The organism is Paenibacillus illinoisensis NBRC 15959 (genome assembly GCF_004000925.1).
Classification (GTDB): Bacteria; Bacillota; Bacilli; order Paenibacillales; family Paenibacillaceae; genus Paenibacillus; species Paenibacillus illinoisensis.
In genome coordinates this window covers 1,212,244-1,237,071 of sequence record NZ_BIME01000001.1, presented here as the reverse complement: position 1 = coordinate 1,237,071, position 24,828 = coordinate 1,212,244, and the positions used below count along the sequence as shown (strand labels likewise).

Sequence of the window (24,828 nt, the reverse complement as noted above, 5' to 3'; positions counted from 1 at the left end):
TTGGAAATTGCGGTACTTGTAGAAATTCAGGGGAAGCCCTGTTCAGATATTTAATAGGCGCTTTTTCGTTTTCGACAGCAAACATCAATTTAATCAATGGAGGGAAACAATACACATGGCTACGAATTTCGTCATTGAAGGTCTGAAAGCGACGATCGAAGGTAAAGAAATCCTGAAAGGCATTAACCTGGAAATGAAAGGTGGAGAAATCCACGCAATCATGGGTCCGAACGGAACAGGTAAATCCACATTGGCATCGGCTCTGATGGGTCACCCTAAATATGAAGTAACAGACGGTACAGTAACCCTTGATGGTGAAGATGTACTGGATATGGCAGTAGATGAGCGTGCGCGTGCAGGTCTATTCCTGGCTATGCAATATCCGAGCGAAATCGCAGGCGTAACGAACTCCGACTTCCTGCGCAGTGCAATTAACGCACGCCGCGGCGAAGGTAACGAGATCTCCCTGATCAAGTTCATTCGTCAAATGGAAGGCAAAATGAAAGAGCTCGACATGAACCCAGAGTTTGCACACCGTTACCTGAACGAAGGTTTCTCCGGTGGTGAGAAAAAACGTAACGAGATTCTGCAAATGATGCTGCTTGATCCAAAAATCGTAGTTCTTGATGAGATCGACTCCGGTCTGGATATCGACGCGCTGAAAATTGTAGCAAATGGTGTAAATGCAATGAAGAGCGAAGATCGTGGATTCCTTATCATCACTCACTATCAGCGTTTGTTGAACTACATCACACCTGATTATGTGCACGTTATGATGCAAGGTCGTATCGTGAAATCTGGCGGACCTGAACTGGCTCACCGTCTGGAAGCAGAAGGATATGACTGGGTTAAGGAAGAGCTGGGAATCACGGATGAAACTGTAGGCCAAGAAGCGTAAAGACAAAACGGAGGAGGATAATCAATGACTACACAAACAATTCTTCCGGTTGAATCTGAAGCGCTTCGCGCCTTGTCGGAAAGTAACAACGAACCCGGCTGGTTGACCGAGCAGCGGCTTGAAGCCCTTAAGCTTGCAAGTGGTCTTGCGCTTCCGAAACTGGAAAAACAGAAAATCGAACGCTGGAATGTCAGCGAATATGGCACATATAAAGCAAGTGAAGCTATTTCTTCTCTGGAAGAAGTACCTGCTTCGATTAAAGATCTCGTTCAGGATCAAGCTGAAGGCAGTCTGGTTATCCAGCGCAATTCCAGCACAGTATACTCCAAAGTATCTGCGGATCTGGCAGCCAAAGGCGTTATTTTCACGGATCTGGCTACTGCGGTTCGCGAGCATGGTGATCTGGTAAAACCTTACCTGAACACAGCTGTGAAGGCTGATGAGCATTCTCTTGCTGCTCTGCATGCGGCTCTCTGGAACGGTGGAGTATTCCTGTATGTTCCTAAAAATGTGGAAATTGAAGTTCCGCTTCAAGCTGTTTTGCTCACAGATGATGCAACTGCTACATTTGCACCTCATGTCCTCGTTGTTGCTGAAGCGAACAGCTCTGTAACTTACGTTGACAACTATGTTTCCGGCGAACTGTCTGCACCTGTTTTCCATAACGGTGTCGTGGAAGTCTTCGTAAAATCCGGTGCAAAAGTACGTTTCGCCTCTGTTCATCAGCTGTCTACGAATGTTACTGACGTTTCCTTCCGCCGTGCAGTGGTTGAGAACGATGGAACAATCGAGTGGATCGTTGGTGAAATGAACAACGGCGATACAGCCAGCAACACGATGTCCGTGCTGAAAGGCAATGGCTCCAGCTCGGATTCGAAAGTCATCGCTGTTGGTTCCGGATCCCAAAAAATCAACTACACTACAGAAGCTCGTCACTTCGGCAAAAACACGCCGAGCCAGATGATTACTCGCGCAGTTATGCGTGAAGAAGCTTCTGCCATTATCAACGGAATTACGAAGATTGAGAAAGGTGCAACCAAAGCGGACGGTCAGCAAACAGAGAAAGTATTGATGCTGAGCCCGAAAGCACGCGGAGATGCCAACCCAATCCTTCTGATCGACGAGGACGATGTTACAGCAGGTCACGCGGCTTCCGTAGGTCAAGTCAATGCTGAACAGATCCATTACTTGATGTCTCGCGGGATTAACCGTACGGATGCTGAACGTCTGATTATCTACGGCTTCCTGGCTCCGGTGGTGGCGGATATTCCTCTGGAAGCACTGCGTACCCAATTGCAGTCCCTTATTGAACGGAAATTGGGACAATGAATCCATCCATCCGCGAGCAGTTCCCGATCCTCCACCAGGAAATTAACGGACACCCGCTCGTATATTTAGATAACGCAGCGACTTCCCAGAAGCCGCTGGCCGTTATCAATGCGATTAAGCATTATTATGAATTTGAGAACTCCAATGTGCATCGCGGTGTGCATACACTTGGAAGCCGGGCTACGGATGCCTATGAAGGTGCACGCGAGAAGGTTGCCAAGTTTATCAATGCACGTCGTACACAAGAGATCATTTTCACCCGTGGGACAACAACGGCCCTCAATTTGGTGGCTTCGTCCTACGGCCGGTCTGTCTGCAAAGAAGGCGACGAGATCGTTATTACACCGATGGAACATCACAGCAACCTGATTCCTTGGCAGCAAGTAGCCAAGGAGACAGGTGCAACATTGAAATACATTCCGCTTCAGCCGGATGGCAATATCGATTTGGCAGATGTGGAGAAGACGATTACGAACAAAACAAAAATTGTAGCAATCGCTTATGTATCCAATGTCATGGGTGTCATTCATCCGGTAAAACAAATTGCTGAAATTGCACACCGCAATGGCGCTGTCATTGTTGTAGATGGCGCACAGAGCACTCCGCATATGAAGGTGGACGTACAGGATCTCGACTGTGATTTCTATGCATTGTCTGGTCACAAAATGTGCGGACCAACCGGAATCGGTGCGCTTTACGGCAAAAAGGCGCTGCTGGAGTCCATGGAACCGGTTGAGTTCGGCGGTGAAATGATTGATGAGGTTGGTCTCTATGACTCCAATTGGAAAGAGCTTCCGTGGAAATTCGAAGGCGGAACCCCTATTATCGCAGGTGCGGTAGGTCTGGGTGCAGCCATCGATTTTCTGGAGCAGATTGGCATGGATGAGATTGCCCATCATGAAAGTGTATTGGCAGCTTATGCAACAGAACGTATGGCAGAGATTGATGGGCTGACCATCTATGGTCCAGCGAAGCGTCATGTTGGTGTGGTCACTTTCAACCTGGGGGATGTACATCCACATGATGTGGCAACTGTACTGGATGCGAGTGGTGTAGCCATTCGTGCCGGACACCACTGCTGCCAGCCGCTTATGCGCTGGCTGCAAGTCAGCTCAACAGCTCGTGCCAGCTTCTATCTATATAATACTGAACAAGATGTGGACCGGCTTGTCAGCGCCTTAATTCAGACAAAGGAGTATTTTGGCGATGCAACTTGATGATCTGTACCGGCGTGTTATAATGGACCACTACAAAAATCCGCGTAATCGCGGAACGTTTGATAATGACGCTGTCACGGTGAATTTGAACAATCCTACGTGCGGCGACCGGATTTCATTGCAGCTTTTACTGAAAGACGGAATCGTCCAGGAAGCCAAGTATACGGGTGAAGGCTGTTCCATCAGCATGTCGTCGGCGTCCATGATGACCGATGCTGTGAAAGGCAAATCGATGGAACAGGCACTCGATATGGCTGACCGTTTTTCCTCACTGATGAAAGGGGAAGAAGTCGATTTCGACGATTATGAAGATCTCGAAGCCCTATCCGGTGTGAACAAGTTCCCTGCACGCATCAAATGTGCCACTCTGGCCTGGAATGCTTTACGCAAAGGAATTGACGAAGAGGACAATGTACAATAACGATAGGGAGGTAGAGCAAGATGGCTAAAAAAGCACCAGAAATGGAAGAGTATAAATATGGTTTTCGCGACGAGCACAAATCCATCTTTCAAACCGGTAAAGGTCTGACTGCAGAAGTCGTTACCGAAATTTCCCGGATTAAAAACGAACCGGAGTGGATGCTCGAGTTCCGTTTGAAAGCACTGAAACAATTCGAGAAAATGCCAATGCCAAAATGGGGCGGAGATCTCGACGAGCTGGATTTCAACGATATCCAGTACTATGTTCGTCCTTCTGAAAAACAAGGGAAAACATGGGAAGAGGTACCTTCCGAAATCAAGGAAACCTTTGATAAACTGGGTATTCCTGAAGCAGAGCAAAAGTTCCTTGCAGGGGTATCGGCTCAGTATGAATCTGAGGTTGTATACCACAACATGCAAAAGGAACTTGAAGATCAAGGCGTAATCTTCATGGATACCGATACGGCTCTTAGAGAGCACCCGGAAATCCTGCGTGAATACTTCGCTACGGTAATTCCGCCAGCGGACAACAAATTTGCAGCACTGAACAGTGCCGTATGGTCCGGAGGAAGCTTCATCTACGTGCCTAAGGGCGTTAAATGTGAAGTGCCTCTGCAAGCCTATTTCCGGATTAACTCCGAGAATATGGGACAATTCGAGCGTACACTGATCATTGCTGACGAAGACAGCTTCGTTCACTATGTTGAGGGCTGTACAGCTCCAATTTACAGCACGAACTCACTTCACAGTGCCGTGGTTGAGATCATCTGTAAGAAAAATGCCCGTGTCCGTTACACAACGATCCAAAACTGGGCACCAAACATCTACAACCTGGTTACCAAACGTGCAGTTGCTGAAGAAAATGCAACCATGGAATGGGTCGATGGTAACATCGGTTCCAAACTGACGATGAAATATCCAGCCGTTGTACTGAAAGGCCGTGGAGCAAAAGGTTCCGTACTTTCCATCGCTGTAGCTGGTAAAAATCAGCATCAGGATGCAGGTGCGAAAATGATCCACTTGGCTCCGGACACGACTTCAACAATTGTATCCAAATCCATCAGTAAGCATGGTGGTAAAGTAACCTACCGTGGTCTGGCTTCCTTTGGTCGTCAAGCAGAAGGTGCCAAGTCCAATATCAAATGTGATACGCTCATCCTGGATAATGAGTCCACATCGGATACAATTCCTTACAATGAAATCATGAATGACAACATTATGCTGGAGCATGAAGCTACGGTATCGAAAGTATCTGAGGACCAACTCTTCTATCTGATGAGCCGTGGTCTGACCGAAGCTGAAGCAACACAAATGATCATCATGGGCTTCATTGAGCCGTTTACTAAGGAATTGCCAATGGAATATGCGGTAGAAATGAACAGATTGATCAAATTCGAAATGGAAGGCAGCATTGGTTAATTGCTGCCTGCACAAGGACCGGGGGATTTCCTCCGGTCCTTGTTTTTTGTGCACGAAAATAATCCGATTTATATGAAAAAGCGGACTTGTATGGCAGAAAACCGGATGGTTGAATCGTTGTTTTTCGCATAAAATAGGTTCAACAGCACAAGCGATTTCATAGATTGCTGCATCTATTGATAGAAAAGGATGGTGAATCTATGAGCTTCAATCCTTTTGTAGGATATCGCATTACAAGTTCGTTTGGTTATCGCATTCATCCAATTCATGGTGGACAAACGTTCCATCGGGGAATTGACCTCGTCACAGAACCTTGGAATGGCCCTGTATACGCCTTTATGGAAGGGACCGTGCGATTTGCCGCTGAAGGAGCTACGGGCTCCGGATTCGGCGGTTATGGGCTTACAGTGGCTGTCCAGGATCATCGTGGGTATCTGCATTGTTACGCCCATCTGTCGCGAATTGCGGTAAGGGTAGGTCAGCAAGTGAAACGAGGTCAGCTCTTAGGTAATCAAGGGAGTACAGGACAGAGCACCGGACCCCATGTCCATTATGAGATTCGCAAAGCGAGTACCCCGTCTTACGGGTATACAGCCAGTGTGGATGGAGTGGTTGAGCCTGGAGCATATTTGCAAGCGGAATTCGGTTCCACATCTGAAGAGCAGGAGGCTCTGCCGATGACAAGTGAAGAGAAGAAAGCTTTTGAAGCGATGGAGAAGACGCTGGAAGCTCAGGCGTCCTGGATCGCGCAGCAGAAGAATCTATCCAATATGCCCTGTCCGCCTTGGGCAGCTGAGGCGTATCATTACTATCGTTCTTATATCATGACGGATACAGGCAGTTACGACTTCTGGAGACTGCTGGTTATTATGTATCGCAAGGAAAAAGGAATTCAGGTCTCGTCCGATTCGGGAAAACAATGAGGGCCAGCGTGCTGATTACGATGATTCGTATTGAAGCAGGCAAAAAACCATTTATCGAATATTGCCATTTCGCCCGGTTCGCTTACCCTGCAAGATCATATGTTAGGGTATACCTGATGAAGAGGAGGCAATCACATGAGCGAGGTAGGATATGGTTGTGGTGGCAACGTAGGCGGAATTGGTGGATACAACCCATTCACATCGGTAGGCGCAATCTTGGTATTGTTCATTCTGTTGGTTATCATCACTAAAGCATTCTGCGTTTAATACGCGCATCAAACCTGATTAAAGCAAAAGGGAAGCCGAAAAATCGGCTTCCCTTTTTACTTTCATAAAATAAGTTCGTATTAATGTATTTCTTCGTAATCATTCATTTTTTCTACGTGCTGCTACGAAACCATGGAAGCTATTGAATATAAATTTCAACGATGGCGATATCTCTTTCTTTCGCTAAATCAATAAAGGCTGTGGATGTCTGAACAAGGGGACGGAAATAGTCTGCAGGGTTATTCATGACGATGATGCCAGTTTCCCCCGAGGTGAGCAGTACCCTTTTTCCTATAAAATTGGGCAGCATATGTTTGATAAGCTCCTGGGTAGCTTCTCCATTTAGTTGGCCAAAGCTCAGGCTGTACAGCTCGCACAGCACGGAGATTAACTCCTGCTTGGTCTGATATACCCGGTTGGTCGTCATGGCGCTGTACACGTCAGCTACGGCCGTAATACGGGCATACGGATGAATATCGTTCCCTTTCAGTCCATGAGGATAGCCGCTTCCGTCTTCCCGCTCATGATGCTGAAGGGCGACCGTTGCCAGAATCTCATCCTGCGTGGACGCTTTAACAATCTCATATCCATATAACGTATGTTTCTTCATTTCTTCGAATTCTTCCGGGGTTAGTTTTCCCGGTTTATGTAGCATTTCAGGAGAAATTTTGGATTTTCCAATATCGTGCAGATAACCTGCTTTTGCTACGGTCAGGCATTCTTCAGGATTGTAGCCCATCCAGCCAGCAATATAAAATGCGAGCATTCCCACTTGCAATGAATGGTTGTAGGTATAATCATTATCGCCGTCAAGCATAAGTAGAAGGGAAACGACATCCTTCTGTTTCTCCAGTTGAGTTGTCAGGTTAATCAATATTTCATCGACCTGAGCTTCGTCAATAAACCCTTTCTCCATCGCTTGCTGAAACAGAGATTCGGTACCTTTGATCGTATCGTCAAACAAGGTAGTTAACAGACGGGTCTGATCGGAAGGCATGGTTTGCGTATCAGAGTGTAGGTCGGATGTTGTATGTTCTACATCTGCGTAATCGATTCCATGTTGCAGCAATTTGGTAATATCATCTTCGCTGAGTAAGGAACCTTTCATCAGCATGTGGAGACCTGAACTGTTGTATACATCATTTTTTAACAGATCACCAGGTTTAAGATCAGTAACATGCACTCTCACGTATAAACCACCTTTTCCTCGACTTATATCGACATATATGCTTATAATAACAAGAAAAAAATGGGTTGACAACGACTTATTTACTAATTTAATTAGCCTTGCAAGAGGTGGAATGACTATTTATAAATTGTCCAAGGGGTTCCAGGGTCCCAGTTGATGCCCCTTCCACTCGGAACCATCGTCCCATATTTCCTTTTTCCAGATCGGGACCGTTTGTTTCAGTCTTTCAATAGCGTAGCGGCTGGCATCATAACAATCACTGCGGTGAGGCGAGGAGACGGCAATAATAACACTAATCTCTGCAACGTCAACCTGACCGATCCGGTGGCTGATTGCACATCTGACACCTGGCCAGCGCTCGGAGATTTCACTTCCGATGTTAGCCATCTGAGAAAGTGCCATCGGTACATACGCTTCATATTCCAGATGGACCGTTCGCTGATCCCCGGTCATTTCACGAGTAGTACCTACAAAAGTCAGTGCTGCCCCGTGGTTTGCGGTTATGACCAGAGCTGTTGTTGCTTCGACAGACAAGGGGGACTTCGTAATCATAAACATACCGTCCGGAGTACGATGTTCGGAGAGTGAAGACCTATGCTCATCCTCAGACCCTTCAGTACCGTCACCTCCTGAAACAGGGGGAATTAAGGCAAGTTCATCTTCGGGCTTAATCAAGGTATCGGCCGGAGCATACTGCTGGTTTACCGCCAGAAAGGACGTTCGAATCTGTGATGCAGCCTCTGGATAGGCGAGTGCCAGGCTTTCTTTGAGAAGAGCTGCGGTCAAAGGACTTTCCGTATATTCATATTCAAGCAGCGACGTGCCCAGACGTTCAGCAATACCTGCAAACAGTTGTATGGTTAATATCATGCTTATGCGTCACCTCTTTTTTATCTCTAAACCCTTTCAATATATCATAACGACGCGGAAAATGTTATGCTTATCTATTAGAGGAATGTACGTTAGGCAAGGACTGAGAGGAGGCGGTGTGATGAGCACCAAGGAAAAACAAACGTTAACCATTCTGCACACCAATGACATCCACAGTCATTTTGGTTCCATGAGCTCTATCGCCGCCATGATTGCACAAGAGAGAGAACGGAGCGAAAACGTTCTAGTTCTGGATATCGGAGATCATATGGATCGTATGGCCGTAGAGACAGAGGGGACACTTGGGGGAGCCAACGTTGATGTGATTAATTTGACGGGGTATGATGCCATAACGATTGGCAATAACGAGGGACTGACATTTACACCGGAGCAGCTGGCACAGTCCTATTCGGGACTATTGTGTCCTGTCGTGTGCGGAAATGTTGTGGAAGAGGCCAGTGGTCTGCCTCCAGTTTGGATGAACTCATCCCTTATTGTGGACAAAGGACCATTTCGGATAGGTTTGCTCGGAGCTACTGCACCGTTTACTGCTTTTTACGGCTTGCTGGGATGGAAGCTGCTTGACCCTGTGGAAACACTGCGTGAGCAAGTTGAAGCGTTGCGCCCTAATGTGGATATCGTCATAATACTCTCCCATCTGGGTTTATCAACGGACCGGAAACTCGCGGAGCAGATTGAGGGCATTGACGTTATTCTTGGCGGACACACACACCATGTGCTTGAGGAACCTCTGGTCATTGGGAATGCGGTGCTGGGAGCAGCCGGAAAATTCGGTCAGTGGCTTGGTAAAGTCGTACTAGAGCGGGATAGCAGTGCGAACAAGCCTAGACTGGTTAGTAGTGGCTGTTTTCCATTGAAGGATCAGATGCTGGATGAGAAGGTTGCACTGGCTATCGCCGCACATCGTACGGAGGCAGAGCGAGCTCTTGGACAGACAGCTGTAATAATTAACCGTACTCTTCCGATAAAATATGAGAAGGAATCACCATTCGCTTCGCTGCTTGCACAGGCAGTAAGGCATTTCACGGGAGCGGAGCTGTCGCTGGTTAACGCTGGCCAACTCCTTGGTGAACTTCCGCAAGGGGACATCAGCAAGGGAATGCTGCATTCCCTATGTCCTTCTCCGATCAATGCTTGTACAATAAGGCTGAAAGGCAGAGAGATTCGTGAAGCGCTGGAGCAGTCTTTGCTTCAGGAGTATACGGACAAGCCCATCATCGGATTTGGATTTCGCGGGAAAATACTTGGTACGCTGTGTGTGGATGGGATTGAGGTGGAGTATGATCCAGCCGGTCCTCCATATCAAAAAATTAATGCATTATATGTCGGTGGTAAGCCTATGGGTGATGAACAGGAATACGTGGTCGGAACACTAGACATGTTTACATTTAATGTGGGATACCCTTCGTTAGCCCGGGGAACCGAAATTGCATACCGACTTCCTGAATTTATACGGGATCTGCTGGAGATCGAATTAAAAAGACCAGGGGCGTTGGATGATAGCCTGCGATCCCGCTGGCATGAAAGAAATTAACGAGTACTTGCCTTCTGCTGAAGCGGCGGCTAGTGGAAATTACATCTACGGAGCGGGAGAGGATAGGCTGTGCGTTTGGTACATATAAACCTATTGCAGCCTGGCATGAAGCTGGGGAAACGGATTTATAGCGAAGAGGGTTTGGTTCTGCTTAGTGAAGATGTGGAACTGACCGAGCGGTTGATTAGACGTCTAAAAGACCTCGGCGTAGGTTACGTATATATTAAGGAAGCAGCAACAGAGGATATTATCGTTCCCGATATGCTTCAGGAGGAAACCAGACGCAGGGCACTGGTAGAAATCAAGCAGCAGTTTCAGAGTATGTCAGGTTTGAAGACCAAAAGCCGGATTCCGCATTTTGGCAAAGCGCTGAGTGGACTGATGAATACCATTTTGGAGGACATCGGCGGTCAAAAGGAAGCAATGATCATGCTGATGGATATGAATTCCAGTGATCTTGATCTGTACAACCACTCCTTGAACGTATGTGTGTACACACTGGTTTTGGGCGTCGCCTCAGGGTATTCCAGACAGCAGCTGATGGAAATAGGACTGGGTGCCTTGCTGCATGATATAGGAAAGACACAGATTGATCCAGTTGTTTTGCATAAACCAGCGAAATTGACGGATGAGGAATTTAAACTCATTCAGCAGCATACTACATATGGACATCGTATCTTAAAAGATGAACCTGGCATACCGCTGCTGGCAGCACATTGTGCCCTGCAGCACCATGAGCGAATCGACGGTAGTGGCTATCCGTTTGGCCTCAAGGGTCCTCAAATTCATGAGTATGCCAAGTGGATTGCACTGGCTGACTCGTATGACGCGATGACGAGTAATCGCGTATACCGTAAGTCATTGCTCCCTCATCAGGCAGTTGAGGTATTATATACTGGATCTGGCTCGTTGTATGAACAGCGCATGCTGGAGAAATTCCGTGACTGTGTGGCAATTTATCCCGTAGGTCTATCTGTGACGCTGAGTACAGGGGAAGTCGGCGTCGTTGCATCCATCGATTCACGTATCCCGCAGCGGCCGCGGATTCGGGTGTTGAAGAATGCTGATGGACAGACGTTAAAGGCTCCTTACGAAATCGATCTGTCCACAGCCCTATCGGTTATGATTACTGGTGTTGAAGGCGATGAGGGCGTGCCTCCGACTCCTTCCTGTGATGAATTTTCTTGATCGCTGTTAAGTTATTGCCAGCAGGGAGACTGCGCTCATAGCAATATCCGGGCCAGGTTGGCCCTGGAGTTGTATGGGCGTTTTTGTCATGTAATGGACAGAGCACTTCATGCCGAAGCGTTCGAAATTGTGCTATGATAAAAGATAGCTCCAAAAAGATCATGCCGAAGTATGATGTAAATAAAACTTTTTAGGTTAATAAAAGGAATAAGGTGAAGAACAATGACCATGCTAAACTCAGGATCGGTTGAACCGATGCCTTTATCGCCGACTAATGATCCATGGGATCCGATCGGCTCTTTGCGTACATATGGACGCCACGTGTTAACCAGTGTTGAAATGACCGTGACTCATCTGTGCAATATGCGATGCGAGCACTGTGCTGTAGGGGATATGCTCACGATGCGTGAAGCTCCCGCACTGCCACTGCCTCTAATGCTGAAGCGGCTGGACGAAGTGGAGCATCTGCAGACCATCAGTTTGACAGGTGGTGAGCCAAGTTTCAGTCAAAAGACAGTTGATGAAATGATCATCCCGCTGCTGAAATATGCCAAGGAGCGCGGCATCAGGTCACAGATCAACTCTAACCTGACGCTTGATCTCAGTCGTTACGAGAAACTGCTGCCATACCTTGATGTGATGCACATCTCATTCAACTACCTGAATGCCGATGATTTCCATCAAGTCGGTTTTGCCAACAGCGGCAGACCTGTCAAGCGTGAAGTAGCGGTGAAAATGTATGAGAAAATGATAGAAAATTCGCGCAAACTGAGTGAAGCAGGCATGTTTATCTCTGCTGAATCCATGATTAATTTCCGTACGCATGATAAGTTGGAGGGGATCCATCAACTGATTCGGGAGATGGGCTGTGTACGTCATGAAGTACATCCGATGTATAACTCGAATTTTGCTTCCACATTACCTGTCCTGTCTCTGGACCATATGCGTGCAGCCATTCATCGGTTGCTGGATGTGCGCGACAAAGACATGTGGATGTTGTTCGGAACACTTCCATTCTTTGCTTGCAGTGCGGCCGACCAGGATCGGGAATTGATCAATCGCCTGTACAGTGAGCCTAATGTGACCGTACGCAATGATCCAGATGGTCGAAATCGCGTTAACGTCAACATGTTTACAGGCAATGTGTACGTTACGGATTTTGCTGACATCCCTGCCTTTGGCAACATTCGGGATCGGAAGCTGGATGATGTGTTCCATGAATGGTCAGCGGAGCATCCGCTTAATCAGACCGTTAACTGTCACTGTGATGCTGCGTCCTGCTGCGGCCCTAACCTGTTGGTGGCGGACATGTATTATAAAGGTGTGGATTTCAAATCCAGAAAAGCAATTACGCGCTGATTAGGCGCTGATATTCCAGGTATATTCCTGAAATAGATAGAAAAAGGGGAGTGTTGACTTGGATATTCATACCGAATTTCATCTTGGGCAATTGGTGTTCAATTTGGTTTGCGTTTTTCTGCTCGTCTTCTTGAATGGCGTATTTGTCGCAGCAGAATTTTCTCTGGTTAAAGTCAGACAGACCCGGTTGACTCAATTGCAGAGCGAGGGGAATCGGCTGGCTGGGTATGCACTGAAGGTAAATGGAAAACTGGATGCTTACTTGTCGGCAACCCAGTTCGGCATTACCCTGACATCCCTGGGACTTGGCTGGCTCGGTGAACCCGCCATTTCCGAATTACTGGTAGAGCCGCTTATGTTCAAACTGGGTGTGGCGGATACAGGACTGATCTCTACCGTTTCCGTTATCGTCGGATTCTGTATTATTACGTTTCTGCATATTGTACTTGGAGAACTTGCACCGAAGTCGCTTGCTATTCAAAAAACAGATGGCGTGGCTCTGCTATTGTCGGCACCACTTCTGCTGTTCTACAAAATCTTTTTTCCATTCATCTGGATTCTCAATGCATCGGCCAATGCGCTGCTGCGATTGGCAGGGATAGAGCCTGCGAGTGAAGGAGAAGCCCATTCTGAAGATGAACTTCGAATCTTGATGAAGCAGAGTGCGAAGAGTGGCGTCATTGACAAGGATGAAATCAAACTGATGGATAACATCTTTGATTTCTCCGATATGCTTGCTCGTGAAGTCATGCTGCCACGTACAGATATGGATTGTCTGTATACCCATCTGTCCCTGGAAGAGAACTTGAAGATTATTAATGCAACGAAGCATTCCCGTTATCCTGTTGCCGTTGAGGATAAAGACGAAATTATCGGATTTATCCATATTACGGATCTGCTTTTGGCAGCCCCGGAACAGCAGCAGGACCTGGCTTCACTTGTGCGGCCCATCTTGAACGTTCCGGAATCCATGGAAATCAGCCACGTCCTTCAACTGATGCAGAAAAAGCATTCCCAGATGACCCTTGTTGTTGACGAATATGGCGGCACCGCCGGATTACTGACGGCGGAGGAAATTCTGGAGGAGATCGTAGGGGATCTATACGATGAGTTCGAGGATGAGCGACCTCATATGGAACGCAGCGGTGATTCCTTCTCCATAGATGGACGATCCCTCATTGAAGAAGTTCATGAATGGACCGGGGCCATCATTGATGATGAAGAAGTGGATACCATTGGCGGTTGGTTGTTCAAAGAGCTTGAAGGTAGTCCAGCCAAAGGTAAAACGCGGGTGCAGAACGGCTATGTTTTTGAAGTGGAGGAATCCACCCGGCTGCGAATTACCCGAGTCAAGGTGTATAAGAGCCCGGTCTCTGAAGAAGAAGCTGCTGCTTTGGATGAGGCTCAGGACGTTCCCGAATCGGACAAGTAGTGATGTACATGGACTACCATAATGAAATGAATGTGACCTTTGGAACACTTCCCGTGGGGAGTAACCAAGGGTCTTTTTTTTGTTAATGAACAAAACCTGAGAAGTCCCGAAAGCTTTTTCAGCTGATTTGGGATTAACTTATGAACGATGACATATGGATAATAGACGGGAAAAGCAAGGGTTTTGGTCGCCTACCGACGAGTGACCAAATTTCAGTGAAGGGAGGCGTTTGGAAATGATTGATCCACAGCTTCGCGCATATGCCCCTTTCGTGGGGCCGTTTGATCCGTGTAAACCGATTGAAATTAAAACCTACCTTGTTCCTCCGCAGTTATTTATCCCTTTCCAGCCGATGGGCTGGCCCCAATATAGTCCGGCAGAAGCGCTGAGACTCGGAACATTGTGGCCTGCACTATACAGTCCTTATACATCCAAAAAAACAAAGGGGAGGGAGGTAGGAGCAGATGGAGCCTGAAACAGCAAAAGCGTGTGACGCCAGATATTATGAGTTGCTGGAGGAACTGCAAGCCTTGGATTTTGTACTGGTGGAGCTGAATCTGTATCTGGATACTCACCCGGGGGACTATCAGAGTATTGAACAGTATAACAAGTTTAGCCAGGAGCGGATGAGGGTAGCCCATGAATTTCAGCAGCTGTATGGACCGCTCATGAACTTTGGGCATGCGTTCTCCAAGTATCCTTGGCAGTGGTCAGAGGCACCCTGGCCTTGGCAGGTGTAATGAACGTTTGAGTTGATAGCGAAAGCATACTGTACCCGGGTTTTCTGGAAGCGCAGAATCAGGATACCCGGGAAGTGGAAGTATCAACTATCCAAATTGGATCACATTCAGTTCACATTTTTGAAGGAGGGATCGTCCAACATGTGGGTATACGAGAAAAAGCTGCAATATCCTGTTAGGGTAAGTAAATGTGATCCTCATATGGCCAAATTGCTGATGGAACAGTATGGTGGAGCAGACGGGGAACTGGCTGCAGCCCTTCGGTATATGAATCAGCGATATACCATTCCGGACAAAATTATCGGTCTGTTGAATGACATCGCTACAGAGGAATTTGCCCATCTTGAGATGATCGCAACAATGATCTACAAACTAACCAAGGATGCAACCATTGAACAGCTGGAGAAGGCAGGCCTGGATGCTCACTATGTGAACCATGACAAGGCACTCTTTTACAGTAATGCCGCAGGTGTGCCTTTCACTGCAACCTACATCCAAGCAAAGGGTGACCCTATTGCAGATCTGTATGAAGATATTGCTGCGGAAGAGAAGGCTAGGGCTACATATCAATGGTTAATTGATCTGACGGATGATGTGGATCTGCAGGATAGCCTGAAGTTTCTGCGGGAACGGGAGATTGTGCATTCGCTTCGTTTCCGTGAGGCGGTCGAGATCCTGAAGGATGATCGGGAAACCAAGAAGATCTTCTAATCATGCAACCTTCCTTGCACATATTAAAAAGAAGGATGTCCCTTAAAGTGAAAAAGGACATCCTTCTTTTGGTTTGAGGACCAGCTTAGTATTCGACCACCATGGCAACATTTTGCCACCCGGCTCCGACCGTCCAGAACAATACTTTATCACCACGCTCGACCTGACCTGAGGTTATGGCTCGATGCAAGGCAATAAAAGGACTGCTGGTTGAAGTATAGCCGAATTCGTCTCCAATGTAGACGGCAACATCATTAGCGATCCCAATGTTCTCCGATACCGCACGAATATTACCGATGGATAACTGGGAGAAGCAGGCTGCTTTGATCTGATCTGCTGCAATCTCGTTACGTCCTAACAGTGTAAGAATAGATTCAGAAGCGGCATCGACGCAGATCGAATCATCAAACGGTGTGAATTTTACATGAAAAGCTCCTGCATCCACCCCGGTCTGACCCAGTTTCGCTAGCCCTTCTGCAGGAAAGAGGGAATTACCGTACACACAGGTATCCGTTTGATAGATAGAATCAATGAATCCGGTAGCCTGTTCGTCGCGTTCTATGATGACAGCCGCTGCTGCATCGCCAAAATTAGCATAGTAGACAGGATCATCTGGACTCGCGTGCGGGGCTACATAATCTGAACCGATAATCAGTGCTCTTCGAATTCGGGGATTCCCCAGCATCTGCCTGCTCACCTGTTCAAAGGCTGCCGTCATTCCGGCACAATTGGCGTTGCTGTCGATACAGATGGTATGGGATGCACCATTAATTAAACGATGAATCATTAAGGAATTCGTAGGGAAAATGTATTCCGGCGTTTGACTTGCATAGGCAATCAGGTCGATATCCGCCCCGGTCAGTCCGGTCTTTTCCAAAAGGTTACTGGCTGCCTCATAAGCCATGCTTAGTGAGTTCTCGTCATCGTTGTTAATTTTGTAACGCTTATCACGCCCAAGCGCTTTTAACAATCCCCGAATATCTACCCCTCTCGCATCAAAATGTTCAATGTAAAAGTCATTGTCCACCTGGTGCGCTGGATGATAAATATCCATATCCACAATACGAATCCCGGCCATCTTCATTCTCCTCTTGAGCGGACGGGTGAATCCACAACTTGTCCGCCTGATTTATTAGGTGGTAACGGTAGATATAATTTCGAGGTTGTCCAGTCCGACAGCACGTCCAAGCCTGGACAACTGCATTTTCAAAATGGCATTATTTTCAAGTGTGAGTACAACCTTTTTGAAGCCGTCCTTTTTGAATAGAGCCAGGCAGCCTTCGAGCAGAGGTACAATTTCCGGAGCGGTGACATTCAGCTTTTTGCAGTCGATACGCAGTTCATATTCCGTTGGGTCAATAGGAGCAATCGTATCCTGATAAGCCGAGATGGAACGCAATCCATCTTCTTGAGAGAAAGATCCCTCCAGTTCAATGTTAAGCACCTTGTTTGGAACGTCAGTCTTGAGTATAAAGCTTCCCATAATTGTCTCTCTCCTTTAAATGAGTTAGGCTATCCTGCTACCAGGGACAAGGTGTTATCGCCACCGTTACTGGCTTCTACGATGTAAGCTGAGATCGAGGATAATTTACCCATATTATAAAGGCGTAGATGTAATGAGATCAAGAATAAAGTCGAATCGTGTATAAAAATGTAGAATAGTTAATTATTGGATTTCGTTTAGCGTCGCAAGTAGGACGTTAAATGCACTAATAATACGCGGCGCCCCTACACAAGGTGCCAAATGCAGCAGAATTCCTTTGAGCTCCTCCACAGTTACTCCAACACGAAGTGCCATAACATAATGAACACCCAGTTGTTCAAACTGCCCTTGTGTAATTAGTGAGGAGATAACGGCAACTTCTTTCCATTGATCCGAAATGCTGGTGCGCCCGAAAATGTCTCCGTAAGCTGTACCCATAATGAATTCTGCCAGCTCGGGAAAGTGTTCCTTGATGGGGGCCAAGGCTTTGGCTCCGTACTCTCCAGAAAGATTAGCGAAACGCTCCAGCCCCTGAACAACCTGCTCACTCATTTTTGCTCCTCCTAGTTCAAATTCACGGTACGATGGGCCGTAGGCGGAATCTCATCGCGATCCGTCAACAGCTCGATTACAGCGACTTGTTTCAGTTCTTGTGCTGCCTTGAGTGCAGCGGTGAACTCGCCATGTGTTTCTGCCCGAAATGCGGCTGCTCCGAGAGCTTCAGCAAACTTCGACGCATCCATAGGCACTTCAAACAAGGTCCCGTCGATCCGGCCTGTTGTTTTTTGCATGCCTTTGAGCGCCATATCCAGCTGTTTATTATTCACTACGATGAAGATGACCGGCAGATTGTGGCATACAGCGGTATTGATTTCGGCTCCGAGCATCATGAAGCATCCGTCGCCTGTTATACAGACGATCGTCTCGTCTGGTGCTGCTGCCTTGGCGCCGATCGCCATACCAATGGCATTTCCCATACAGGCGAAGTATGCGTCAAATACAAAACTGCCAGGTTTCTTCACTTTATAACGCTGAACAGCATGGAAGCCGTGACTTCCGTCATCAACAAATAAGGTATGATCATACGGCAGCATATCGCTCAATTCATCCAAAATCGATGCAAGGGAGAGGTTAGGCAGCATTGGCAGGGGGACCGTATAGTCTACTGCCGTCGACTCTCTCTCGGGAGCTTCATATTCGGCCAGGGTACCCAGCAGAAACTGCAGATTGTCTTTTAGATCGCCAGTAATATGTAAGGTTTGTGAGTGGAGTATTTTACCGACAAAGGCAGGATCCGAATCGAACTGAATGAGATGTTCAGGATGATTCTCCGGTTTGAGATTGCAGATCGTCATGTCACTCAGCCGCGACCCAAGCACGATATAGAGGTCACTTTGGTTGAGCAATTCATCGGCATGGGGGAAGCCCCCGACACCACAAGGTCCATGATATAACGGATGGTTCCAGGCGATAGCACCTTTCCCACCGGGCGTCGTGATGACAGGAATTTGAAATTGTTCTGCAAGCTGCAATAGCTCGTCATGAGCTCTGGCTCGATTGACACCTTTGCCTGCGATAATTAATGGGTGACTGGACTTGTGAAGAAGGGGAAGAATTCGATTAAGGTTAGAGATGCTAATTAGAGGCTCGGGTTCAGGCATGACAATTCGGCATTCAGCAAGCAGTTCGGTCTGAACGTCAAAGGGTAGACACAGATGAACCGGACCTTTGTTCGGGCCAAGTGCAATGGAGAGAGCATGATTGAGCAATGTGCCGAAGTGGTCGCCACGCTCCACCAGTTTGCTGAATAACGTAGCGGGTTTGAACATCTCTGCGAGATCGGCCAGATAGGAGGAAGAGTCCTGGCACTGTGGAATGCCTAATTCCTGAATGGATTGATGCCCGGTAATAAACAACACCGGAAGGTTATTGGCTTTGGCATGAGCTGCAGCGGTTAAAAGATTGGTTCCACCCGGACCTGAAGTCGCGAATGCAACACCCAGCCTTCCGGTTTGGAGAGCGTAACCAGCTGCTGCAAATCCTGAACTGGATTCGTGGCGACCTGGTATGAACTCTAGGCCGTGGTCCACCATCTTCAGAACAGCAGGGCATATCGATTTTCCAATAATACCGAAGACGTGAGTAACACCAAGCTTGTGCAGCGTTTCTGCTAAATAGTCCGCAACGGTTTTCATGCGGGACACCTCGCTTCATAAAATAGGTTTTAAGACCCATAGGGTATAATCCAATTTTTTTCGAATGCAAGTGCTTGTCTAAGGTTGTAAAAGGAAATATATCCTTGTTAATACGAAGGTTATCTTTTTATGTGGTTTTTTGTCAACTTATTTTTATAAGCAAAAGTACCTGATTCTTAAGTTGGTAACGCTTAACTGCTTAATGGATATAGGAAAATGAAATGGTTATATATTCCTGCAACCAATGCCCTAATGAGGATGCTTTACATTATATGTAAAATGAGGACATCAGATATAGACGTAACCTTTAATTGATTATAAGCATTGAGCTATATGCTTTTCTTTGCATGTTAACGCAAGAAAACGGACCCCATTTAACTTCTGTTATAATGGAAATCAGATTGGAGGAGACATAGTGACACTATTAAAAATGGCTGTGATCGGGTTAGGAAAGATGGGTTTACATATGATTCAACAGGCGGAGCAAGCAGAGCTGAATGGAAGTATTAAGCTTGTAGCCGTATGTGAAGCACACGATGAATCGCTTAGGAACTTTACTGAATCCCATGCAGAAATTAGCGCATATAGCGATTACATGCAGCTGCTGGATGAACATGAAATTGATCTATTGTACATTGCAGTACCGCCTAAATTTCATTATCCTGTCGTCATGGAGGCTTTAAAGCGGAAGATCCATGTGTTTTGCGAGAAACCCCTGGCGAACAGTACAGAAGAGGCGAGAGAGATGCTTGAGGCCGCGGAGCAGGCAGGGGTAATTCATGCCATTCATTTCTCCATGCCTCATGAACCTTCTGTAATGAAGCTGCAGGAACTGGTGGAGCAGCGCAGCATAGGTGCGATTCGCAAAATAGAGCTGATTCTGCAATTCCCTCAGTGGCCGCGTGCATGGCAGCAGAATTCATGGATTTCAAGCCGTGAGCAGGGGGGCTTTATCCTTGAAGTGGGCATCCACTGGATCCATATGATACAGCATGTGTTTGGCCCAATTACAGAGGTAAGCAGCGAAGTCCAGTACCCCGATAATGCGGAAGAATGTGAACATGAGGTACAGGCTGTAATGAAGCTGGAGGACGGAACTCGTATTCAGCTTAATGGAATGGCTCATTTTGCAGGTAAGGAACGAGTATCCATGGTCGTTTACGGAACTGAAGGCACGATCGCTCTGGAGAACTGGGAAGAACTGATGATGGGGCCAGTTGGCCAGCCGCTTGCACCCGTAGAGGTAGATGAATCGATGGGAGAGCTGCCAGTTATCAAGCATGTCATTGCTCGTATTCAGGGACAGCCGGCGAAAATCTATGATTTTAACGATGGATACCGTGCCCAGTTGGTGTTGGAAGCTCTGCGTAATCCGGAGGGGAACACGATCCAGATCAGCCGCTAGTCGGTAGTGTTGCCGTCTTGGATTAGATGCTGAAAGCAACAATCTGCTTAACTATTTTATACTCTTGCAGAAATAAATTATACAAAAAGAGCAGCTGCCTTAAGTGGAAGCTGCTTTTTTTGTTTTAGCTGTTGTAATCACACGGTTAAGCCAGCTTGAATCGTTTTACCAGTTCGTCGAGTGCATCGGACATTTGATTCAGCTGTTTGGAAGTATCACTCATTTCCTGCAGGGAGGCAAGCTGTTCTTCGGTCATAGCGGATACTTCCTCCGTAGCGGATGCAGTATCTTCCACAACGATCGATACTTCGTTAATGGAGTTCATGACAGCTTCACTGCCCGTAGTGAGCTCTTCAACCACCGCGGATACATCCATCATTTGACCGCTAAGGTCATGTATATGTTGTGTAATATTGGCAAAGGCATGGCCTGCGTCCTCGATGGTTCGCAGTCCCTCATTAACATGAACCGTGCTCTCATCCACAACATCCACTGTGCTATGAACACCTGCGACCACAGTTTCCAATATGCTTGTAATTTCCTTGGCAGATGTTGCGCTTTGGTCCGCAAGGTTGCGAATCTCTGCTGCGACAACTGCGAAGCCGCGTCCATTTTCTCCTGCGCGTGCAGCCTCAATTCCGGCATTCAATGCTAGCAGATTGGTTTGTCTCGCGATCCCTGACATGGCATCCGCAATATTAATGACTTGGTCAGACATCTTGGAAATATCATTAATGGCTTCCTGTACAGAGAAGAAGGATTGCTCAATAACTCCCATTTTGCCAACCGCATTGTCAATACGCTGCTGCCCATCGATGGCTATGGATTCGGTGCGTACCGCCCGTTCAGCCACGTCTGCAGCAGATGCGGCCACCCGGCTGAGTCCGGTCTGGGATTGTTGCACTGCAGCGACCATCGTTTGGGTAAGAGCAACCTGCTCATCTGCCCCTTCAGCTACTCGTTCCATGGCTGTGGCTACTTCTTTACTGGCCAGGTGGCTGTCTGCCACACCTTTATCCATACGATCCGATGCGGTGCTAAGAACAGTGGCATTGCGCTGGATGTCCAGCATCATTTGCTGCAAACCAAACAGCATCGTATTCGCAGACTCGGCGAGTTCTCTTGTCTCATCCCTCATTGGGGTAGCGATGCGCAGGGTCAGGTCACCATTGGAGGAACCGATGTCATTCAGCGCATGGTTAACAGTACGAATGTTTTTGACAATGGCACGGGACAAAATGAATGCCGCAAAGATGGATATAAGGGCAACAAGAATTAGAGCTCCGTAGAGTTCCCAGTTCAGGATCGTGTTTTTCTGTTTTAATGCTTCTGTACGTGATTCTGTCAAAGCCAGTTCGTTGTTCCGGAAAGTAATTAGGGAACTGCGGATCTCGTCCATATCTGCTTTGCCTGGATCTGTTGCAAAAAACTGACGGATGGCATCCAGATTATTAGCCTGACGCAGGGAGACAACCGGCTCTCCGGCCACTTGAATCCAATCATTCATGGAGCTATGTATATCTTGCAATAATGTCAGTTGAGCCGGGTTATTGGAGATAAGGCCGGCTAACTGCTCCTTGAGCTCGATTAGCTGCTCTTTTCCCGATATATACGGCTCCAGGTAACTTTCCTGTCCAGTGATCACGTAACCACGCTGTCCAGTCTCCATATCCACCATGTTTTTCTCCAATTCATACGTCAAGGAATGCACTTTCATGTCGTGATCGACGAGATAATCCAGTTCTTCCTGCAGCTGACCAATACTGTTCTGAATCAGTAAAATGCTTCCAGCTAGTACCGCCAATACAAGCAGGTAACCCAGCCCGATTTTATAAAAAATTTTGAATGTTCTCCGTTTCTTCATGATTCCTTTTCCTTTCTTTTGGTTATATGTATTTGTCGAAAAAACTTGAAAAAAGGCAACTTACAGGACTTATGGATCGGGAGTCTTAAGAACTATTTTTCAGTATTATACGTTATGAAAGTAAGTTTGTACATAGTTCGTTTATATTTTGTATATAGTTTGTATCGACACATGAAGCATGACCGAATAAACCTTTTACAGTGTTTGGTTTACACTGCCAAACGTTTTTGTTTATCATGGAAAGGGTATGATGCTGATTACATATTTCAATCCGAAAGGAACGAATCCTGGAAATGAGTAAAGAGACTGTATTGCGAAAACCGGAAGCGATGATTTTTGATATGGACGGAACGTTGTTCCAGACAGAGACCCTGCTGTTGCCTGCTTATCAAAAGCTTTTTGATACACTGCGTGCCGAAGGACATTTCGAAGGGGAGACACCTCCCGAGGAACGGATGCTGGGAAGCTTGGGTATGCTGCTCGAAGATATATGGAAAGTGGTCATGCCGGAAGCTTCTGAAGCGGCACATCGTCGTGCGGATGAATTGCTGCTTCAATTGGAAATCGAGGGACTTGACCAGGGAAGTTCCCAACTTTACCCGCATGTAAAAGAGACGCTTCAAGCCCTCAAGGAACAAGGTGTTCGTTTGTTTGTTGCGAGTAATGGACTGGAGGACTATGTCAAAGGGGTTGCGTTTGCACACGAGATTATGCCTTTATTCGAAGGCGTATACAGTGCAGGACAATACAAGACACCTTCCAAGGTAAACCTGGTACAAATACTCCTCGAAAAACACCGGATTCAGGATGCCTGGATGGTAGGAGACCGCTCGTCCGACGTTGAAGCAGGAAAAATGAATGGACAGACTGTCATTGGCTGTGCATATGCCGGCTTCGGTCGTGATGAAGAACTTGCTGGATCAGATGTATTAATCTCTGACTTTACCGAGCTTACTCGTCTATACAGAGAAGCTGAATAGCAAGCAGCACTACATCTAGAACTGATCTGAATCAGCGTTCAAAACCGGAAGAGCCTTTATCTCCGAAGCCTGTTAAACGGGCGTGGAAGAGATAAAGGCTCTTTGATATGCAATGAGTATCGATTTAAGATGCATGGAGGCCGAATCCAAAGTGAAACGGCTACTTTAATCTTGATTTCCGGGACCTCCGGGCTACGGTGGTCTTACCGGTTACTGGTTTGGTTACTGGTTTGGTTACTTTCACCTTGTTCGGAGTACTAACTGTCCGGTTGCGGTACACCCAGAGAGCATACTCCAGTGGCTGAGTAATTGCTTTGTAATAGATATTCCGCTCACCAATCCGTGCAAATACCTCTCGTGCCGGTTTGGGATTCACTTCAAGCAGGAAGATGCGGCCATCCTTGTCAATCGCCAAGTCCAGAGCAAGCTCACACAGATCACCGTACGTATCTTCCAGGAATGAGGCCACTGAAATGCCGAGTTTCTCGGCTGTGGCATTAATCTCATCCCTCAGTTCCTCATCGGTGATCCATTGTTTCATCAATCGGTGCATGGGAACAGCCTGACCGCCGCCATGCAGATTCGATGTTACACTCTTCTCAGCTCCCATGCGCCCAGCACAGCCGGTCAGCTCCCATTCTCCCTCGCCATTCTTCTGTACAAGCATGCGATAATCGTGTACACGGCCATTTGGGAGCTGGAGCTGAATACCTTCCTGAACCAAATATTTATCTTTCATGTTCCAATGCTGGAGCAGAGAACCGAGCCTTGATAAATGGACCTTGCGCGGGGTAATGATACGCCGTTTCTGATCACGTCCCTGGACAAGGACCATGTTAGTGTCGCTACTGTTGCGTTCGATCCGCAGGATTCCACGTCCGCCTGTTCCGTTTATGGGCTTCAAATAGATCAGCGAAGAAGCTTTAAGCATTCGATTGACATCAGACATATCCTGGAACAGAACGGTCTCCGGCAAATGTTCACGAAAGGCGGATCTTGCCGAGAGGGTCTGATGTATGGTCCATTTATTGCGAAGCGGCCGGTTTAGGAAAAGCATGTGCCCGTATTTCTCGCGAAAGGCGAGCAGCTGCTGGAATCTGCGATTTCGCTGTATGCGGCAGCGGTCGAAGATCATGTCCGGAAATGGGCGCCATTCCCTGGACCATCCCTTTTCCGAATGGAAGACCATCGCCTCGATCTGTTTGCCACCGGGATGTACATCCGCAGGTGTGAACACGTAAATGTCGAGTCCCCGCTTGCGTCCTTCAAGGATCATTCTGCGGTAGATGCTCCGTTCTTCCAAGGCGCGATGTTCGTTTAAGTACAACGTCATAATGCCTAGAACAGGTGAGGACACAAACAATCACCTTCTTTAGCTGTTATT

At 47.2% G+C, this 24,828-nt stretch carries 24 protein-coding genes; 16 read left to right on the top strand and 8 right to left on the bottom strand.

What is annotated here, in order from left to right:
- Positions 1 to 115 precede the first annotated feature (115 nt).
- From sufC to PIL01S_RS29735, 7 genes are all read left to right on the top strand, one after another.
- Positions 116 to 898: a Fe-S cluster assembly ATPase SufC gene (gene sufC, locus PIL01S_RS05350; RefSeq protein WP_095288227.1), complete on the top strand. Its 783-nt coding sequence runs from the start codon at positions 116 to 118 to the stop codon at positions 896 to 898.
- A gap of 24 nt (positions 899 to 922) precedes the next feature.
- On the top strand, positions 923 to 2,227 hold the full coding sequence (gene sufD / locus PIL01S_RS05345) for a Fe-S cluster assembly protein SufD (RefSeq protein ID WP_095288226.1): 1,305 nt from the start codon (positions 923 to 925) through the stop codon (positions 2,225 to 2,227).
- Positions 2,224 to 3,444 (top strand): cysteine desulfurase, encoded by a 1,221-nt coding sequence (locus PIL01S_RS05340; protein ID WP_127536548.1) that lies wholly within the window; start codon positions 2,224 to 2,226, stop codon positions 3,442 to 3,444. The genes sufD and PIL01S_RS05340 overlap by 4 nt, the downstream gene beginning before the upstream one ends.
- Positions 3,434 to 3,865 (top strand): Fe-S cluster assembly sulfur transfer protein SufU, encoded by a 432-nt coding sequence (gene sufU, locus PIL01S_RS05335; RefSeq protein ID WP_127536547.1) that lies wholly within the window; start codon positions 3,434 to 3,436, stop codon positions 3,863 to 3,865. The genes PIL01S_RS05340 and sufU overlap by 11 nt, the downstream gene beginning before the upstream one ends.
- Positions 3,866 to 3,885: 20 nt before the next feature.
- A complete protein-coding gene (gene sufB, locus PIL01S_RS05330) occupies positions 3,886 to 5,283 on the top strand; it encodes a Fe-S cluster assembly protein SufB (RefSeq protein WP_095288223.1) in 1,398 nt (465 codons plus the stop codon).
- Positions 5,284 to 5,483: 200 nt separating this feature from the next.
- On the top strand, positions 5,484 to 6,206 hold the full coding sequence (locus PIL01S_RS05325; protein ID WP_127536546.1) for a M23 family metallopeptidase: 723 nt from the start codon (positions 5,484 to 5,486) through the stop codon (positions 6,204 to 6,206).
- Between the two features lie 135 nt (positions 6,207 to 6,341).
- Positions 6,342 to 6,473 (top strand): YjcZ family sporulation protein, encoded by a 132-nt coding sequence (locus PIL01S_RS29735; RefSeq protein ID WP_218029803.1) that lies wholly within the window; start codon positions 6,342 to 6,344, stop codon positions 6,471 to 6,473.
- Between the two features lie 139 nt (positions 6,474 to 6,612).
- On the opposite strand, the gene PIL01S_RS05320 is transcribed toward PIL01S_RS29735, so the two are convergent.
- Positions 6,613 to 7,662 carry an HD-GYP domain-containing protein gene (locus tag PIL01S_RS05320; RefSeq protein WP_127536545.1) on the bottom strand — a complete coding sequence of 350 codons (1,050 nt, stop codon included), beginning with the start codon at positions 7,660 to 7,662 and terminating at the stop codon, positions 6,613 to 6,615.
- Positions 7,663 to 7,782: 120 nt separating this feature from the next.
- Positions 7,783 to 8,532, bottom strand: coding sequence for a molybdenum cofactor biosynthesis protein (locus tag PIL01S_RS05315; protein ID WP_127536544.1), 750 nt, complete (start codon positions 8,530 to 8,532; stop codon positions 7,783 to 7,785).
- Positions 8,533 to 8,653: 121 nt separating this feature from the next.
- Here PIL01S_RS05315 and PIL01S_RS05310 point away from each other — a divergent pair, with 121 nt between their 5' ends.
- The 7 genes from PIL01S_RS05310 to PIL01S_RS05280 all read left to right on the top strand — a co-directional run bounded on the left by PIL01S_RS05310 (position 8,654) and on the right by PIL01S_RS05280 (position 15,517).
- Entirely contained in the window at positions 8,654 to 10,087 is a 1,434-nt protein-coding gene (locus PIL01S_RS05310; RefSeq protein ID WP_127536543.1) for a bifunctional metallophosphatase/5'-nucleotidase, read from the top strand.
- 69 nt (positions 10,088 to 10,156) lie between these two features.
- Complete coding sequence (locus tag PIL01S_RS05305) at positions 10,157 to 11,275, top strand: HD-GYP domain-containing protein (protein WP_246058086.1); 1,119 nt, start codon at positions 10,157 to 10,159, stop codon at positions 11,273 to 11,275.
- Between the two features lie 222 nt (positions 11,276 to 11,497).
- Complete coding sequence (gene yfkAB, locus PIL01S_RS05300; RefSeq protein WP_095359031.1) at positions 11,498 to 12,634, top strand: radical SAM/CxCxxxxC motif protein YfkAB; 1,137 nt, start codon at positions 11,498 to 11,500, stop codon at positions 12,632 to 12,634.
- A gap of 58 nt (positions 12,635 to 12,692) precedes the next feature.
- A complete protein-coding gene (locus PIL01S_RS05295) occupies positions 12,693 to 14,066 on the top strand; it encodes a hemolysin family protein (RefSeq protein WP_127536542.1) in 1,374 nt (457 codons plus the stop codon).
- 235 nt (positions 14,067 to 14,301) lie between these two features.
- Complete coding sequence (locus PIL01S_RS05290) at positions 14,302 to 14,541, top strand: spore coat associated protein CotJA (protein WP_095359029.1); 240 nt, start codon at positions 14,302 to 14,304, stop codon at positions 14,539 to 14,541.
- A complete protein-coding gene (locus PIL01S_RS05285; RefSeq protein ID WP_127536541.1) occupies positions 14,531 to 14,806 on the top strand; it encodes a spore coat protein CotJB in 276 nt (91 codons plus the stop codon). The genes PIL01S_RS05290 and PIL01S_RS05285 overlap by 11 nt, the downstream gene beginning before the upstream one ends.
- A gap of 141 nt (positions 14,807 to 14,947) precedes the next feature.
- Positions 14,948 to 15,517: a manganese catalase family protein gene (locus tag PIL01S_RS05280; RefSeq protein ID WP_110821050.1), complete on the top strand. Its 570-nt coding sequence runs from the start codon at positions 14,948 to 14,950 to the stop codon at positions 15,515 to 15,517.
- Positions 15,518 to 15,602: 85 nt separating this feature from the next.
- Here the strand turns inward: PIL01S_RS05280 and PIL01S_RS05275 are convergent, their stop codons facing one another.
- The 4 genes from PIL01S_RS05275 to PIL01S_RS05260 all read right to left on the bottom strand — a co-directional run bounded on the left by PIL01S_RS05275 (position 15,603) and on the right by PIL01S_RS05260 (position 19,195).
- A complete protein-coding gene (locus PIL01S_RS05275; RefSeq protein WP_127536540.1) occupies positions 15,603 to 16,595 on the bottom strand; it encodes a 3-oxoacyl-[acyl-carrier-protein] synthase III C-terminal domain-containing protein in 993 nt (330 codons plus the stop codon).
- A gap of 54 nt (positions 16,596 to 16,649) precedes the next feature.
- Positions 16,650 to 17,000, bottom strand: coding sequence for a hypothetical protein (locus tag PIL01S_RS05270; protein WP_095288149.1), 351 nt, complete (start codon positions 16,998 to 17,000; stop codon positions 16,650 to 16,652).
- Positions 17,001 to 17,183: 183 nt separating this feature from the next.
- Positions 17,184 to 17,552 carry a carboxymuconolactone decarboxylase family protein gene (locus PIL01S_RS05265; protein WP_127536539.1) on the bottom strand — a complete coding sequence of 123 codons (369 nt, stop codon included), beginning with the start codon at positions 17,550 to 17,552 and terminating at the stop codon, positions 17,184 to 17,186.
- A gap of 11 nt (positions 17,553 to 17,563) precedes the next feature.
- Positions 17,564 to 19,195 (bottom strand): thiamine pyrophosphate-binding protein, encoded by a 1,632-nt coding sequence (locus PIL01S_RS05260; protein ID WP_127536538.1) that lies wholly within the window; start codon positions 19,193 to 19,195, stop codon positions 17,564 to 17,566.
- A 415-nt stretch (positions 19,196 to 19,610) separates the two neighbouring features.
- On the opposite strand from PIL01S_RS05260, the gene PIL01S_RS05255 reads away from it, so the two are divergent.
- Positions 19,611 to 20,600: a Gfo/Idh/MocA family protein gene (locus PIL01S_RS05255; RefSeq protein ID WP_127536537.1), complete on the top strand. Its 990-nt coding sequence runs from the start codon at positions 19,611 to 19,613 to the stop codon at positions 20,598 to 20,600.
- Positions 20,601 to 20,745: 145 nt separating this feature from the next.
- On the opposite strand, the gene PIL01S_RS05250 is transcribed toward PIL01S_RS05255, so the two are convergent.
- Entirely contained in the window at positions 20,746 to 22,464 is a 1,719-nt protein-coding gene (locus tag PIL01S_RS05250; RefSeq protein WP_127536536.1) for a methyl-accepting chemotaxis protein, read from the bottom strand.
- Between the two features lie 293 nt (positions 22,465 to 22,757).
- Here PIL01S_RS05250 and PIL01S_RS05245 point away from each other — a divergent pair, with 293 nt between their 5' ends.
- A complete protein-coding gene (locus PIL01S_RS05245; RefSeq protein WP_095359022.1) occupies positions 22,758 to 23,444 on the top strand; it encodes an HAD hydrolase-like protein in 687 nt (228 codons plus the stop codon).
- A 160-nt stretch (positions 23,445 to 23,604) separates the two neighbouring features.
- Here PIL01S_RS05245 and PIL01S_RS05240 read toward each other — a convergent pair whose 3' ends face one another.
- Positions 23,605 to 24,801 carry a YheC/YheD family endospore coat-associated protein gene (locus tag PIL01S_RS05240; RefSeq protein WP_246058085.1) on the bottom strand — a complete coding sequence of 399 codons (1,197 nt, stop codon included), beginning with the start codon at positions 24,799 to 24,801 and terminating at the stop codon, positions 23,605 to 23,607.
- Positions 24,802 to 24,828: the final 27 nt, after the last annotated feature.